Annotated in this window: 19 protein-coding genes; 3 read left to right on the top strand and 16 right to left on the bottom strand. The window is 43.7% G+C overall.

Translation table 11 applies throughout. The features are described 5' to 3' along the window. Nucleotides 1-98 precede the first annotated feature (98 nt). From AC1S8V_RS08015 to AC1S8V_RS07965, 11 genes are all read right to left on the bottom strand, one after another. Nucleotides 99-1,166, bottom strand: coding sequence for a glycine-rich domain-containing protein (locus AC1S8V_RS08015; RefSeq protein ID WP_482073168.1), 1,068 nt, complete (start codon nucleotides 1,164-1,166; stop codon nucleotides 99-101). Nucleotides 1,167-1,285: 119 nt separating this feature from the next. Beyond that, nucleotides 1,286-1,690: a hypothetical protein gene (locus AC1S8V_RS08010; RefSeq protein ID WP_482073167.1), complete on the bottom strand. Its 405-nt coding sequence runs from the start codon at nucleotides 1,688-1,690 to the stop codon at nucleotides 1,286-1,288. 62 nt (nucleotides 1,691-1,752) lie between these two features. After that, nucleotides 1,753-2,079 carry a hypothetical protein gene (locus AC1S8V_RS08005; protein ID WP_482073166.1) on the bottom strand — a complete coding sequence of 109 codons (327 nt, stop codon included), beginning with the start codon at nucleotides 2,077-2,079 and terminating at the stop codon, nucleotides 1,753-1,755. Nucleotides 2,080-2,159: 80 nt separating this feature from the next. Continuing rightward, complete coding sequence (locus tag AC1S8V_RS08000; protein WP_482073165.1) at nucleotides 2,160-2,633, bottom strand: NUDIX domain-containing protein; 474 nt, start codon at nucleotides 2,631-2,633, stop codon at nucleotides 2,160-2,162. 20 nt (nucleotides 2,634-2,653) lie between these two features. Next, entirely contained in the window at nucleotides 2,654-3,241 is a 588-nt protein-coding gene (locus AC1S8V_RS07995; RefSeq protein WP_482073164.1) for an HAD-IIIA family hydrolase, read from the bottom strand. Next, the gene (locus AC1S8V_RS07990; RefSeq protein WP_482073163.1) at nucleotides 3,242-3,457 is read right to left on the bottom strand and encodes a hypothetical protein; all 216 of its coding nucleotides are present in this window, start codon (nucleotides 3,455-3,457) and stop codon (nucleotides 3,242-3,244) included. 22 nt (nucleotides 3,458-3,479) lie between these two features. Then, nucleotides 3,480-3,752, bottom strand: a complete 273-nt coding sequence (locus AC1S8V_RS07985; protein WP_482073162.1) for a hypothetical protein — start codon at nucleotides 3,750-3,752, stop codon at nucleotides 3,480-3,482. Nucleotides 3,753-3,845: 93 nt separating this feature from the next. Then, nucleotides 3,846-4,709, bottom strand: coding sequence for a DUF4085 family protein (locus tag AC1S8V_RS07980; protein ID WP_482073161.1), 864 nt, complete (start codon nucleotides 4,707-4,709; stop codon nucleotides 3,846-3,848). Between the two features lie 300 nt (nucleotides 4,710-5,009). Beyond that, nucleotides 5,010-5,456: a hypothetical protein gene (locus tag AC1S8V_RS07975; RefSeq protein WP_482073160.1), complete on the bottom strand. Its 447-nt coding sequence runs from the start codon at nucleotides 5,454-5,456 to the stop codon at nucleotides 5,010-5,012. Nucleotides 5,457-5,459: 3 nt separating this feature from the next. Beyond that, nucleotides 5,460-5,954, bottom strand: coding sequence for an NUDIX hydrolase (locus AC1S8V_RS07970; RefSeq protein ID WP_482073159.1), 495 nt, complete (start codon nucleotides 5,952-5,954; stop codon nucleotides 5,460-5,462). After that, nucleotides 5,951-6,349, bottom strand: a complete 399-nt coding sequence (locus AC1S8V_RS07965; RefSeq protein ID WP_482073158.1) for a winged helix-turn-helix transcriptional regulator — start codon at nucleotides 6,347-6,349, stop codon at nucleotides 5,951-5,953. Before AC1S8V_RS07965 ends, AC1S8V_RS07970 begins: the two co-directional genes overlap by 4 nt. A 247-nt stretch (nucleotides 6,350-6,596) precedes the next feature. Here AC1S8V_RS07965 and AC1S8V_RS07960 point away from each other — a divergent pair, with 247 nt between their 5' ends. Continuing rightward, entirely contained in the window at nucleotides 6,597-7,184 is a 588-nt protein-coding gene (locus AC1S8V_RS07960; protein ID WP_482073157.1) for an NAD(P)H oxidoreductase, read from the top strand. Between the two features lie 128 nt (nucleotides 7,185-7,312). On the opposite strand, the gene AC1S8V_RS07955 is transcribed toward AC1S8V_RS07960, so the two are convergent. The 5 genes from AC1S8V_RS07955 to AC1S8V_RS07935 all read right to left on the bottom strand — a co-directional run bounded on the left by AC1S8V_RS07955 (nucleotide 7,313) and on the right by AC1S8V_RS07935 (nucleotide 11,556). Continuing rightward, entirely contained in the window at nucleotides 7,313-7,954 is a 642-nt protein-coding gene (locus AC1S8V_RS07955; RefSeq protein WP_482073156.1) for a FusB/FusC family EF-G-binding protein, read from the bottom strand. Nucleotides 7,955-8,247: 293 nt separating this feature from the next. Then, nucleotides 8,248-8,805: a GNAT family N-acetyltransferase gene (locus tag AC1S8V_RS07950; protein ID WP_482073155.1), complete on the bottom strand. Its 558-nt coding sequence runs from the start codon at nucleotides 8,803-8,805 to the stop codon at nucleotides 8,248-8,250. A gap of 42 nt (nucleotides 8,806-8,847) precedes the next feature. Continuing rightward, the gene (locus tag AC1S8V_RS07945; protein WP_482073154.1) at nucleotides 8,848-9,429 is read right to left on the bottom strand and encodes a hypothetical protein; all 582 of its coding nucleotides are present in this window, start codon (nucleotides 9,427-9,429) and stop codon (nucleotides 8,848-8,850) included. A gap of 275 nt (nucleotides 9,430-9,704) precedes the next feature. Further along, the gene (locus tag AC1S8V_RS07940) at nucleotides 9,705-10,577 is read right to left on the bottom strand and encodes a carbohydrate ABC transporter permease (RefSeq protein WP_169479013.1); all 873 of its coding nucleotides are present in this window, start codon (nucleotides 10,575-10,577) and stop codon (nucleotides 9,705-9,707) included. Nucleotides 10,578-10,593: 16 nt separating this feature from the next. Continuing rightward, complete coding sequence (locus AC1S8V_RS07935; RefSeq protein WP_482073153.1) at nucleotides 10,594-11,556, bottom strand: ABC transporter permease; 963 nt, start codon at nucleotides 11,554-11,556, stop codon at nucleotides 10,594-10,596. A 170-nt stretch (nucleotides 11,557-11,726) separates the two neighbouring features. Between AC1S8V_RS07935 and AC1S8V_RS07930 the strand changes: the two genes are divergently transcribed. Both AC1S8V_RS07930 and AC1S8V_RS07925 read left to right on the top strand, forming a co-directional pair. Beyond that, nucleotides 11,727-13,538, top strand: a complete 1,812-nt coding sequence (locus AC1S8V_RS07930; protein ID WP_482073152.1) for a sensor histidine kinase — start codon at nucleotides 11,727-11,729, stop codon at nucleotides 13,536-13,538. 269 nt (nucleotides 13,539-13,807) lie between these two features. Further along, complete coding sequence (locus tag AC1S8V_RS07925) at nucleotides 13,808-15,418, top strand: response regulator transcription factor (protein ID WP_482073151.1); 1,611 nt, start codon at nucleotides 13,808-13,810, stop codon at nucleotides 15,416-15,418. The last annotated feature ends 42 nt before the right edge of the window (nucleotides 15,419-15,460 follow it).

The raw sequence follows: 15,460 nt of genomic DNA, 5'->3' as shown, positions 1-15,460 counted from the left end.
GTTCATCTCCATCAGAATCGGGTGATGATACGATCTGGCAGAAATCAGAAACAGACTGCAAGTTTCATTTGCAGTCTGTTTCTGATTCACCAAGTCGATCAGGTTTCCTCACTCATTGCGTTTTGTTTATTCAATCCCCACCACCGCCACAAGATGAACAGCTGGATGAACTGCAAGAAGAGTCGGATGATGATCCTGAGGAGGAACCGGAAACCTCCCGAGGAACCACTACTGTCTGTGCAATGATCCGCATAACAGCTGGAACTGCTTGTACAACCACTGCTTGACGAAGCACCATAGGCTGTCTTTTCCTGTGGAAGAATTTCTTGCTCCAGCCGGGCCATGTGCACCCCATATGTCGCATCATGATGCATGGAATGGTACACCATGGCGCTCGCCATGATGAGACCCACATCGCTCGTACCGGAGGATTGAAAGGATAGCTCTTTTTCACTTAGACTGGCCGAACTTTGAAGTTTTTCAATCAAGTTGGTAATTACCTGTGCAGCTTCCGAATCCTCCTGCATACGTCTGGCATGAAAAAGTTGCTTCACCATTTCAGATTGATCTCCCTGTGCGATCAGTTTCTGCACATCACTGGAGATTGGATAGCTGAAGAAATCACCCCAAATTGCGGCACTGTAGGGAGTGAATTCGAATAATTGACAATACACCCAGTCAAACCAGGCACGTGCTCCTGGCGTTTCGCGGCGGGTGATTGCCGGCTCATGATGTACCGTGGAACCCATAAATTCTGTACAAAAGTCAGCGTAGGATTTCGTGAACATCAGCATTTCATGCCACAATTCATCTACCTCATCACTGAACATCGGCACCTGCTTAAGCAAAGAAGCCATAATAAAGTATCGCTTTAGCTCTATCAGTTTCCACCGATACTCCAACGTTTTCATGTGAGGATGTTCCTGTTGAATACGGAGCTTGAGTTTGTTGGCAAAATGCTTATTGAAGCTTTTTTCTAATTGTTGAATGGTTTGCTGATACGAAATTTCTTCACGAAGTCCAAGATTCAAAGGTACTTTTTTGCGTCTGTACGTCACTTTCGTCTGCTTCCTGCGGCCTCCTGCTGGACGGAATATCCTGAGCTTACGCCAAACCATATAGGCTGCAACAATCAGTAAACCTGCTGCAATGTAGTATATCGGCACAATAAAGCCTCCCCTCTCCGTTAATCTTCTCTATGTAAATGACACCCGGTAACTGTTAAAAGCGCCCTTTGGCATACATACCAGGGCTTCAGCTTTGGATATTTCGCAGTTACTCATTGTTATGAAATGGCGATGATTATACTGGTTATTAGCAGTAGTATAGTTACGGGCGCCCAGATTCTTCGTTCCCATACACTTCTCGTAATCAGATTCAATATCGTCCCTAGCACCAAATACGCCACAATAAACCAGATCGTTATATCTGCAAATGCAGACCATCCAGGCAAGAGCAGTCCCGATTTACTTAGAACAACTAAAGCAAGGAAGGATAGAATTGCGATCTGAAACAAGCAAGCAAAACGCATGGATATTGGGTATTTCCCGGGAAACTTCCCACCCATCGCATATTCTCCCCATGGCATACCCGCAGCTAAAGCAACCTGAAAGAGAATAACGATCAGAATCAGGATGGAGAATACGATTGCTGATGTCAATACGATGTAGATCACGCTCCCAATATTCAAATGGCAATAAAATCGATCCTATTTCTCTAGGATGAAAGCATTCCTATTTCAAAATTCTTCGCTTATTCGTTTCCATTCATTTTTTGTCCCCGGTTGAAATGGGTCGTGCCTTCCATATACGTATAAATAAAATAAGTGTTATCGGGATCAGTCAACAAAACTTCAGGCAATAACGGAGAATTTTTATACGTGTCCAAAAACTGCTGGGCGATGTGAATCTGTTCGGGTTCATCTGATTTCAGAATATAATACTTATTCAGACTCGTACTCAACCGATAAACACGTCCAGCAGTGGTACCTGACAAACTTTGAATTCCAGTGATTACTTCGTTAATATGATGCATCTTGAATAAGTTATTGATCTCATTAATCGTTGGATTGATTAACATATGGTTCTCCTCATATATCTAGGATCTTGATTCATTTGGTAAACACAAGGTAACTTTTAGACTCCAAATTCCTCACTGAATTATTTTTCAAAATGCGCTCGTTTCTCTTGATTGGAACTAAAAATATAATCCGGGTACTGGTTTGCAAAGGGTGGAAGCTGATCCTCGGGGAAAAATTGCAGATCCTTCATCTCTTCATTATTTGGTGTGAGTTGTCCAGATTTGATCCTGCATTCAAATACGATAGTCAAATATTCGACCTGATGACCATTGCTGTATGTAAACCGACTTGCTTCACCCCCGTATACTCCGATAATCTTCTCGGGTTCAACAACCAAACCTGTCTCTTCCTGTGCCTCTCTTACCATCGCTTGCGCCGGTGTCTCACCAAGTTCGATTGCTCCAGCAATGAGCCCCCAGGTTGATTCGTTATGTTTACGACCGAACAGAATCTCCCCTTGTTCATTTCGGATAATCCCAGCTACACCCGGCATAAAAATAAGCTCGTTGCCGATCTTGTCCCTCAGGTTTTTGTAATAGTCTGACATGCCCATACACAGTTACCTCCTGTCTTTTATTTTCTGAATTCCCTTCCATGAATGATCCATTGTACTGCATCCCAAATATCCTCTGCGATATAATCAGGTTCGGTCTCCGTCCATTTGTCTCTGAATTTGGTTAATGAAGATTCCCCCCAGCCTGTTCTCACCATGATCTTGGTCGCTCCTACGGCATGGGCAGCAAGCATGTCTGTATCTCCTACATCTCCAATAACTATGCATTTGGATAAATCCAGACCGTGTTCCTCTGAGGCCTGTAATAACATTCCGGGTTTAGGCTTTCTGCAGCTGCATTCTTGCTCATGCGGACATATATAGGAGTGATCGAATCCGTACTCGAGAAATTGCTCTTCAAAATCCTCAACACTTGCTTCTCCACGTGAAATTCGGTATTGATTAGTAAAAGCCAGCACCAAAATTCCTTCTCGTTTTAAATGCATAATTGCTTCTCGAGCATTTGGGTATAATCTGAAATCTCTCGGATGAATAAAATGACCTGTACCACCGATTGTTCCATCTCTGTCTATAAAAACAGCTTGTACGTTCCCCTGTGGTTTCAACATGGTCTGTTCCTTTCTCAGAAAAAATTTCAAGTCGTTCATCTATACTTTCTCGTCAATAATATGTTTGCTGTCATCTTGCTGCTTATGGTGTTGCTGTTTTTTAATTTCAGTTTTCAGATAGTGCACTTCTTTGATTAGTAGATCCAGCTTTTTCGATGTTTTGGATGAATCTATCGCATAACGTACAATTGCAGCAATGATAAGAACCACAATAAAACTTATTAGTGATACGATTAAAGCCCAGAAAAATTCCATATTGTTGTTCAACTCCATGCTGTCAAAATAATAAGTCGTAAAACTCTTCTGAAAACCAAAACCATATCATCCCTAGGATAACCATAATGGTGCCTAGTACCTTTAAGATCACTTCTATAAATTCAGGAATATCGCTATTGGGTGGGTTATCTTCGAACTCGCTATTTGGTTTGATTTTTCGATATCTCATCAGAACAAATATTTTGTATAAAAGGTCAGGAAAGAAGTAAAATGCAACGCCAACGACAAACACGGGAATAGATAAATAACCAAAGGTACTGGTGGTCCATTCCATCTCTATTTCCTCCAACTTCCTTCTTATTGTATACCCGCCGTACCAAATGTATTTTCGATGGCTTCTTCCTTCTCATTCAATATGAAATCCGCCTCACTCTTCCTCTACAAGAATGTCAGCACAGCGAACAATCAATTCAGGCATATTTTCTCCATCAAATAGAACATGAAGCTCATATCCGTTATCGATCCGATACAGCTCTTGATACAGCCAGTAACTGCCTACAATCTTACCTTCTTGCTTGATGATTTCGGGTGCAACCAGCGTAAGTTTATTTATGTTGGTGAAGCCCCCACGGGTGTCAAAACGAATGACCACTTCCTCTCCCGTTAGTAATTCCGTTACCGTACAATCATGAAATTGAATCTGGCTGTAAATGTCGTAGGGAATATCCTGTGCCACAATATCTTCCCTATATTCATCTGATACGCGTTCCATCTCTCTTCTATTCTCCGCACTCTGTTTCTTCAACTTGCGCATAACTTCTCTCGTGCAATATCCCAGCGTAAATACACGAATATCCGCAATTTGTTCAACGATTTCCTGTGGCAAATTCTCCGTCTTGTATTGGATATTCCACTCCATTGATTCTTTGTACTCTTCCTTGCATTTCTTCTCATCAAAAGGAGGTCGTACATCATATTCTGCAATGCGTTTCTCGATATGCGCTCGTTCTTCCGGAGGCATGTGATAAACGATCTGATCCTCTTCTGTCACTTCTTCGCCACTGAAAGCTTTGTCTACGCGAGTAAGTACTTGACCATCATGCTCCAGCATGTAACGTGGGTCCAAGTTATATAGCTCTCGCTCCTGCTTCACATGCGCTTTTTCCTTTCTTTTATAGAGCCTTAAAAATAGATTCTCATCGAACTCGTATGCTCCGTTATGTACTCTTAAACCAAAATGAAGATGTGTCTGCTGACACAGCTCATACCATTCTTTCGTTAGATATCTCATGGGCATCTCTCCTGCTGATTTTTAGAATCTACTTTGCTATTGAAGCATAGACCTTTTTAATTTGTGACGAGAGTTTAGCCACACTTGGAATTCGTGTTCGTTTAAAATAAGCTGTTCATGGTTTAGGATAATTTTTGACAATATCATATTCAATGATCATATTAGCGATAACAGATCTCGTAAATTCTAACACCTCGACCACTTCAGATCGATCTCGTTAGAAATTGCTCGATTGTTTGCATCGCTACTCCTCCAAAATCTTCAACCTCAACGATTCCTTATATTCACGAACGCACTGTTCTACCCCACGGTTTGAAACAATTTATGTTTGATCTCTTTGTCGTTTCGCGCCGCCCATTCATGCACAGCTTCTACGCCTGCGGACTCCTGACCTCGTTGAAAATAAAAACATAGATCCATCGGCACTAACCGTTTACCATAGAGTTTGATGCCAATCCGTCTGTAATTCATATAAATACACTCAATCTGAGATGCATCATATCTCTGATGTTTCATAGAAATCACATGATCGCTTTCCAGCGTAATACTGGGTTTAGTGAAAAATAAACGCCAGAGCAGGAAAACGATATAACCCAGAATAAAGGTCAATATAACGATCAGGGAGTACTTCAGAATACCGTTTTCATCGTAAATATCATTTCTGAAAAGTATAGCTTCAATGACCAACATACATAGTAGGTTCAACCATGCTCTTGGATAAATCGTCTTGTATGTGATGAGTTCCACCTCCTAATCATTCTCTCCATTAATCCGAAGCCACTCGGAAGGGGCTTTCTTAGCAAAATGCTTTTCAACAAAATCTAAAATGTCATCAATTCCGGGCAATGCCGCATTTTCTTTGGCTTCGTCAAACGTCATCCATTGGTACTCCGTATGTTCATGATTTATCCGGACAGGCTGGTCTTCATCCACATATCCTACGAATACGGGAGCAATATAGATATACTCCTCCATGGGTGAATAATATTGTTCGAATTGGTTGGCAGAATACAAACGGACTTCCGTAATACCTGTCTCCTCGTAAACTTCTCTGAGTGCAGCTTTCCACGCTTTCTCGCCCTTTTCTATACCGCCGCCAACATAACACCACTCGTTATGCAACATACGGCCAGCCCGCTTTAGCATCAGTACACGGTATTGTTCGAGGCTCTTCTTCAACAGAACTACAGCCACGCCTTCACAACGAATGGGGACTGCCTGTTTCACGTGCTCTGCACCATTCAATTTCTCACCCCCTTTTCTTCAGAATCGAAGTCCTCCAGAACCTTGAACTTATCCCCGTGCACCTTCTCCAGATGCTCTTCTCCCCAATAGCACAAATGGTCCAGAGCAGGTTTTAATCCCCAACCGTAGTCCGTTAACTCATATTCCACTTTCGGAGGTACCTCCGAATATACCTTGCGCTGTACAATCTCATCCTTTTCCAGACCTCTGAGCTGTGTTGTCAGCATCTTCTGCGTAATGTCGGGGATTAATCGTCGAAGCTCTGACGTGCGTTTCCGTCCGGTCATCAAGTGATAAATAATCAAAGGTTTCCACTTCCCGCCCATCACTTCCAAGGCCGCTTCCACGCCTACTTTATATTTTTTTGTAGCGCTCGTTTCTCCATGTTCCGTCATTTTTGAACCCCTCCATAATCAGGCTGTATCCCAAGTGAAAATATAATCTTTTTGCTGCTCTTTTTTCCATTATTTAAGCCCATTTCGAGGCATGAATTTAGGGTACTTTAATGTTCCTATGGCACTTCATTCTTCCTATAGAACATCAAAGTGCGTACTTCCAGATGTTTTCATACCTGTTTATAATAGCATCAGCCATTGATTTATGGCTACAAGACCGCAATGTAGAAAGGTAGTGAAAGTTAAGATGAACGTACTCGTTGTAGTGTCCCACCCGAGAAAGGATTCCCTGACCTTCCAGGTTGCCGATCGTTTCGTACAAGGCCTTGCCGAGGCTGGTCACGGTTATGAGATATTGGATTTGCATGGGATTGGCTTCGACCCGATTCTCCGAGAGTTGGATGAACCGGACTATACCCAAGTAAATCAGGTATTCTCGCCTGAGGTTGAGACGGAGATGGAGCGGTTGAAGAAACACGATGCTGTGGCTTTTGTGTTTCCTCTCTGGTGGTGGCATCTGCCAGCCATGCTGAAAGGTTATGTGGATCGTGTCATGAACAACGGATTTGCTTACGGCGCGAACAAGCTCCCTCATCAGCAGATATTGTGGATCGCTCTTTCGGGTGTGACGGAAGAACAGGTGCAGAAGCGCAACTATGGTCAATCGATCGCCAACCTGCTCAATGTGGGGATTGCCGATTACTGCGGCGTGTCCCAATCGAGGGTTGAGTTTTTATATGAAACGTTGGAATCCAAGCCTGAGCATTATGAGGCACTGCTGAACCATGCACATCACTTGGGACTGAACTATGCCAACGATATTCCGACTCCATGATCGTATGAGAAAAAAGGTATGACCCGACTATGAATTCTGAAGTTTTGTGGTACGTTCAATGGCGAATCACTAACTTGAACACGGCAAAAAGGTCGCTCCGAAGAGCGACCCTGCCTGTGTGTCTTGCATTATTTTACTGTCGAGAGAAGAAACTTCTCCAGCATAGTGATATCGGTGATGCTATGGTTGCAAGCTGCGTTATCCGTGCATACGTACTGGGCAATGGAAGAAAAGTTATCCGGCGAATGAGCCTTGGTCTTCACGTTGAAGAATCCCAGCTCCTGATGACGATGACAGAACATGCAGTACCCTTTTTTGTTCGTGGGTGTAATCCGTCCCTCAATACCGAGCAATCTGCCTTCATACGGGTACACGATGAACAAACGGCTCGTCGCAATGTCAGTCCATCTCAGATAGGTAGTACGTGCGTAATCGACTAACTCCAGATCCGGCAATTTAAGCTTCTTCGCCTTAGGAAACAACTTCTGAATCTGCTTCGCTGATACTTGCGGATATGGAATCAGATATGATTGCAGCCGGTTCAGATACGTCTGCAATTCATGTGTCGTCTCATACGTGGATAACTGCTCCAGCAGTTGCTTCTGCTCCGAAGTGAGTTCACTGAAGATGCTCACCGCATTTGTGCCGACCGTATAACGGACGGTTTCCAATACTTTGGGATCCACAACCGATCGTAGCGTTTTGAGCAGGAAATCAGCTTGTTTTTGAATATAATTAAATTGATGATTCTGAATAAATGGTGTTTGCATGGCTTTCAGCCCCTTATATTTATTAAGAAAATAAAGTAAGGTGCAAAGCCTGCGGGATGTAACATTATGTTGATGTTGATTCCAGGGCAAACAATCTCATTTTGTCGCGCCCTACACAAAGTCCGCCCCTATTCAGGCTTTGCGTAAGGCTTTCTAGCGAACGAGCAATCCGGCATCATCCATATTGCCACGTCATAACCCCCAATACGATAGATATATCGAAATTATAGCAGGGGACGCATAGTGTAGGCAACGGCTAAACAAAGCCTTACCCTAGTCCGATTTTATAAAACTCAGGTCTCACATAATTTATTATGCCACTCATTAGCTAACATACTATACGTCACGATATTCTCATAATGATCGTAAATCCATTGCGCTTCTCGGGAAATACCTTCGTTTGAGAAACCCATTCTTTCGGGTATCGCCCTGCTTCTATGGTTATTCTCTGCACATTGAATAATGACTCGGTTTAACTTTAATTCAGAAAACAGAACATGAAGTAGTGCTTTAATTGACTTCGTAATAATCCCTTTTCCTTGATCTGGCTCAGCTAAAAAATATCCAATACTGGTTGCTTTGTTCTTCCAATCGATGTAATGTAATCCGATCATCCCAACCAATTTATGATTAAACCATATCCCCGCGTCAAATCCGTTTCGATCTTCATAATGTTGTGTCCACATCTCTATAATTGAATCTAAGTCGCTTGGTGATTGTCGTTTATCTACCCAGAGCAACCACTCTCGAAGATGTGTTCTATTCTCATCAATTAACACATACAACTCATCTCGTTCTTTCGGGTGTATTAATTTTATTTCAATGGATTCATTAACTTGAAAAGGAAGCATATTGATCCCTCCATTAATCTATGTAGACTCGCAGTTACAAGGTTAATACCGTTCTTTAAATCTACTTATCCACCAGTCCTTCTTCAATAAGTATTCAATTCTGATTGGCATAATAATATATTCTTCATTCACTTCAATCGGCTCATTAGAGCCCATATAGATTAAATCAATATTTAAATGAAATGTTTTAATTTTTCTACCCACTTCATTTTCAAATTCTTGAATATAACGTATAAGATCGGGTTTGCTCTCCCAGTACTGCATAGCATTTTGACCACCTGCAGGCATGTTCCACCAACTAATAAATGATGGCCATAGATTAACAAATGCTTCTCTTAATTCTTGTTGTTCAACTAACTCAAAATTAGGCAATCCTAGAATAAATGATGCATAATTATTATTTTTATGAGCTTTTTTCTGAATGCTACGACCCCAGAACGATTTCCATTGTACTTCTAGTTTTTGATGAAGTTGATCTGATTCTACCATTTGCCTGGACGGCCACGCATTTTGCTCATTGATCTGCTCTTTAAGAAGGCCATACGCACTCGCTACATAGATCAAAAAATTCAATTCAAAGTCACTTGATATACAAACGGACCACGAGTTGTAATCTTGAATCATTGATATTTCTCCTTTCACGCAAAATGAATGAGTTTAACGTTGGGTCAAGCTATTGTTTGGAAAATTTTCTAGGGTAACCATCATAACTTCTACACTTCGTACACAACTCTATATAAATGAAAAAGGATATCTCTTTCATTGTTTCTATCTTACCATTTTATTCAAATAAAGGTGATATACACATGTTTCACATTACACAAAAAGAAGCCACCTCCCTGGCCTTCCCCAGTTCAGTGACTCCTTTTTCACAACCCTATTCTAACCCCTACATTCAACTACTCCTTCACAGCACCAACCACGATCCCAGTAACAAAGTACCGTTGCAGGAATGGATACACAAGCAGGATCGGCAGCGCGCTAATAAAGATCTGCGAAGCCCGAATCGTCCGTTGGGACAGGTTCGCAACTGCTTCCGGATCAAGCTTCGACATGTCGGCCTGCACAATGATCGTCTGCATGAATGTCGCGAGTGGAAGTTTTTCCGCATCACGGATGTAGATGATCCCGTCGAAATACGCGTTCCAATGCCCAACCATCATGAAGAGCGAAACCGTTGCAATAACGGGTACCGAGACAGGCAGATAGATTTTGATAAACGTCTGAAAGTGACCTGCGCCATCGATAAATGCAGCTTCCTCCAGATCCTTCGGAACGGTACGGAAGAAATTCAGCAACAGAATGATGTTGAACACCGCAACCAATCCCGGCAGGATCAAGGCCAGCAAAGTGTTCATCAGTCCCAGCTTCAGAATCAGGATATACCCCGGAATGAGGCCACCGCTGAACAGCATCGTGATGACAAAATACCACAGATAGATGTTACGTGCGCGGAACACCCGCGTCTCTTTGGAAAGCGCATAGGCTGCAATCGTATTAACAATTAATGCAAGTCCAGTACCGAGTACCGTCCGCTCCACAGATACCCATAAGGAGGAGAGGAAGTTGGTATTAGCAAATGTCTTCGCATACGCCTCCAGTGTAAATCCAATTGGCCAGAACGTTACGAGACCAGCATTTGCAGGTGCAGATGCGCTAAGTGATACCATGAGTAAGTGATACAAAGGCAGCAAGCAGAGCAGTGAAAGGATGGTCAATAACACATTGTTGAATATGCTGAATATGCGGTAAGGCATCGTTTTATGATACATGGGTTCGTCATCCTTTCTAGAAAATTCGATATCCGGCGAATCGGTAAGCCAGTCGGTACGAGATCACAATCAGGATCAGGCTGATGACCGATTTGAACAGATTCACAGCGGTAGCGAAACTGAACTGCCCACTAAGCAGACCTTCTCTGTACACAAACGTATCGATAATATCTCCTTGTTGATAAATCAACGGACTATATAAGTTAAAGATCTGGTCAAAGTTGGCGTTAAGCACATTCCCCAGTGCCAGGGTTGCGATTACGATCCCAATGGGAATAAGTGCCGGGATGGTAATATACATCGTTTGTTTCCAGCGTCCTGCTCCATCCACTTCAGCCGCTTCATAGAGTGACGGGTTAATGCCGGACAGTGCCGCGAGGAAGATGATTGTGTTGAATCCAAACTCTTTCCAGACATCACTCGCAATAATCGTGAATCGGAACCAGCTGCCATCCCCCAGGAAGAAGATCGGCTTGATGCCGAATACCGAAACCAGGAACTGATTGACAATACCCGTCTGGGCCAGAATGTCGATCAGAATGCCAGATAGTGTAACCCAGGACAGAAAGTGAGGAAGATACACGAGCGTTTGAATCGTTCTTTTCAGCGCCATCTTCCGTACCTCATTAAGTAATAAGGCGAATACAAACGGAATAATCAGGTTCATGACAATCTTGGAACAGGCAAAGAACAACGTGTTCCACGTAATTTGCAGGAAATAATCATTTTCCCACATGTACCTGAAGTGCTTCAGTCCCACCCATTCGGAATTGAAAAATCCCAGTGCAGGTTTATAATCTTGAAATGCCATCAAAATCCCGGACATCGGAATGTATGAAAATATAAAGACCATAATGGCCGCCGGCAACACCATAAAGTGCAGAATCCATGGCTGTTTGTAGCGTTTTTTTCTCTTTTTATCCAGCTTGTTCCCAACGTTTGCCTGTGGGATCCGCTTACCCTCCAATTTAGCCTCCATAGCGCTTCTCCTGTTCCCAAAAAAAGTTTTTGTGTGTGATCGGGTTCTCTGATATAAATAGTATCAAGCCATTCTGAGGTCTGACTATATAACATTGTTAGGCTTGATAGTGTTTTGTTAGGGTATCATCGGAAGAGGTTGTTTACACATGAATTTGAAGGAGACTTTTTATGCATATATGGAAGCGCTTAAACCTATTTCCAGGCAAGACTCGATCCCCATTCAGTCTTTTTGCCAAAATAAACTTGTTAATTGTGGTCTTGTTCATCCCCATTCTAATCATGTACACCTACTCGAATAACGTCACCTATGATGTCGTCAGCAAGGAACTGCAGATCTCCAACACGAAACAGCTCACGTTTCTGTCCAGTCAGATCGACTCCCGCATCAACCAGATGATGGATTTCAGCCTGATTCTCTCCCGAGATCCAAATGTCAGAGCATTCAACGGCCTCAATATGTGGGATGATCGGTACGACCGGATGCAGACCCGTTATGTGATACAAGAGAAGATGATGCTGCAAACCGGCGTTACGGATATATGGCCCACCCGATATGCGGTGCATTCACAGCAGAATGAGGATGTCATCGCCAACTACAACCAAACGACAGGATATGATGAGGATTATTTGAAAAAGAACATGAGTGGACGATGGACCTATGGGGATCAGGGAGCCGTATCAGAGGATGAACTAAATTCCTTCTATTGGTTCTATACCGATTCCTTGGCACAGCCGGGGATGCTCACGGGAAGTAATCTGGTGATTGAAGCCAGCTTCAGTTATGAGAACATTCAAAATATGCTGGATACGTATAAAGCGGGCGGACAAGGCGATCCTTTCTTGTATCACAAAGGAAATTCACCCATTCTCAATCGCAGCGCGGACAAGCAATTATCCGCAGAACTCATTCAGTATCTGGATACGCATTCCCCGGAAGACACCACACAAGATGTCGTGAAGCTGAACGGGAAAAACTATTTGGTTAGCTCTGTGAAGTCCACTTATCTGGATTGGCATCTGGTGGATGTGATCCCACTGTATCAGATTTTGAAACCTATCTCGCTGAGTCAGAATCTGTTCTACACCTGTATGATTTTGCTGCTGGTTGTGGGCATCTCTGCTTCAATCCTGCTGTACCGGAATGTTCAATATCCGATCAAAAAGCTGATCAAAGGTTTACGCCGTGTAGAGCAAGGGGATTATTCTGTCCGACTGTATAGCAAAAACCAGAATGAGTTCTCATTCCTGTTCCGCCGATTCAACGATATGTCCCATCAGATTCAGGATCTGATCGAGAATGTGTTCCATGAGAAAATTAGAGCCAGGGAAGCTACGCTGAAGCAATTACAAGCGCAGATCAATCCACATTTCCTATATAATTGTCTAGGTTATATCATCAACATGGCCCAGATGAAAGACGAGCAAGCCGTGGTCTCCATGGCGCATAACCTAAGTGCGTATTATCGCTACACCACCCGTATGGAACGGGAGACGTCGTCGCTACAAGAAGAGATCAAGCTGCTGATCAACTATCTCGACATTCAGAAGCTGCGCAATGGTCGCATTGAGTATCACATCGATATCCCTGAGGATATGCTTGCCCAGTCGGTGCCACGATTAATGCTTCAACCGATGGTCGAGAATTCCGTCATACACGGCGTGGCGAAGTCCTATTCTTCCGGGGAGATTCGAATTACCGGGGAGCGCTTGAATGGTTTTGGCAGAATATACATCGACGACGATGGTCCTGGCTTAAGCCCAGAACAGTACGAAGCACTGAACTTGAAAATGCAGGAACCTTTACAAGAAGAAATGGGCTGCGGCCTTTGGAATACGTACCAACGAATCACGCACCTGTTCGGTAGTCACTCCTACCTCCTATTCGGCCCATCCCCACTTGGCGGATTCCGAACCGAGATTATCTGGGAGATACCGAAAGAGGACGACGATTCCGATAGAGGAAATACCGATACAAATTGATACGATACGAACGATAAGTTGACGATTTAATTTTGAACAAGATCACGTACACGATAACGCAGAGGACAGAAAAAACCTGAAGAAACGGAGTGCTCGCCTGAAAGCTTTCTGAAAGAAAGCTACATCGGAAGCATAAGCTATCACCAGATTTACACATTATAAAACTCATTCAATAAATCTGGGGATAACAGCGATCGGAAGGTTGTTCTGTCATCGGAGTGGCAAGTGTACAGATGTCTGCGTTCAACCACCAAGGAGACAATACAAACATGCAAATGATGATCGTAGACGATGAAGCACACTGGGTCGATAACCTGTCCATGACCAAGCCATGGCACACCCTGGGGATCGAACATGTGCATAAAGCATACTCGGCACACGAAGCACTACAAATGATCGACACGCACCCCATCGATATCGTGATCTCAGACATTCAGATGCCTGAAATGACAGGCATTGAACTGATCGAACGCATCCGCATCCGGGACAAAAAAATAAAATGTATTCTGTTATCCGGGTATTCCGAATTTGATTACGCCAAAAAAGCCATCCAGTTCGAGGCCGTAGACTATCTGCTGAAGCCACCCACTGACGATGAATTAATGGGCGCTGTCCAGAAAGCCATCGATCAATTGAATAACGAATGGGCGCTCGTCAGTTCATTGACACGAACGCAGTTTACGTTGCGAGAGAATCTACCCCATTTGCGGGGGCGACTGCTCCTAGGGGCGTTGCAGGGACAACGAATCGCCGCTGCCGAATGGGATCGGAAGCTCGCCAATTACGATCTACCCTTTCACACCGGTGATGCCGCATTAATGTTGGTTCGTTTGGAAGAAGAATTCGGACACTATGACAGCAACGATCAGACCCTGATCGAATATGCGATCATCAATATGGCAGAAGAGATTATAGGTGAGTTTACGGAAGTGTGGGGCGTCAAGGAGGAGCACGGATATCTGGTATTTTTGCTTCAGCTGAAAGATCGGAAAGGCGATATTGGCAAAGAAACCATTCTGGAGAAGCTATCGATTCAGCTCCAATCTAAAGTAAAACAATTTCTGAAAGGCTCCCTCTCCATCGTTATCACCGAGTGGTTCACCTTTCCGGATCAGCTCTACGATCGCTTCCGTCAGGCTTCCGCCTATTTCCGGCAGATCGTTGGCGATGAACGCGAATTTGTCATGCGTGTCAGCGATGTCGAGACACCTGCGGCACAAGGTCCCTTGGATGTACTGTACACGCCGCCCACCTTCATTAGTTTGCTAGAGAGCGGACAGTGGGATGCTGCCGAAGAGAAAATCCTCGCGGTCTGCGCTGAGCTGGATGAGAAATGGTCAGAATCATGGGAGCACTGCATGGAGGCTGGTTTTCTCATTACGGCTTCGTTCACCAATATTGCCCACCGGAACAAGCTGACTCTGACCACTTTAATGGGAAATGATGTCGAGGGTTTGCAAAGTGGGGAAGTTTTCGCCACCATCAGCAAATTGCGGAAATGGTCACTCAGTGTGCTGGGCAAACTCAAGGAAGGCACGTCCAACGAGATCAAGGACATCCGTTCCGAGTATGTGAAGAAGATTCAGGATTTTACAGATAAGAACCTGCATCTGGATGTGTCTTTGCGTGTGCTCGCTGACCATGTCAATCTGCACCCGACACATTTGTCCAAGATCTATAAGATCGAAACGGGCGAAGGCATTAGTGATTATATCTCGCGCCTGCGCATGGATCGTGCCTGCCACAAGCTGGTAACGACCACCAAAAAAGTGTACGAAATCAGCATGGAGATTGGTTATATGGACCCGGCTTATTTTATCAAAGTGTTCAAGCGCCAGTTTGGCGTTACGCCGCAGGAATACAGAGACCAGCACAAATAACATCTTAGAGGTTGTTCAAAAAATCCGCTTTTGATTACGAAG

This window comes from Paenibacillus sp. B46(2026), assembly GCF_056786355.1.
The sequence above is the reverse complement of the archived record's forward strand: the minus strand, read 5'-3'. Positions and strand labels throughout refer to the sequence as shown.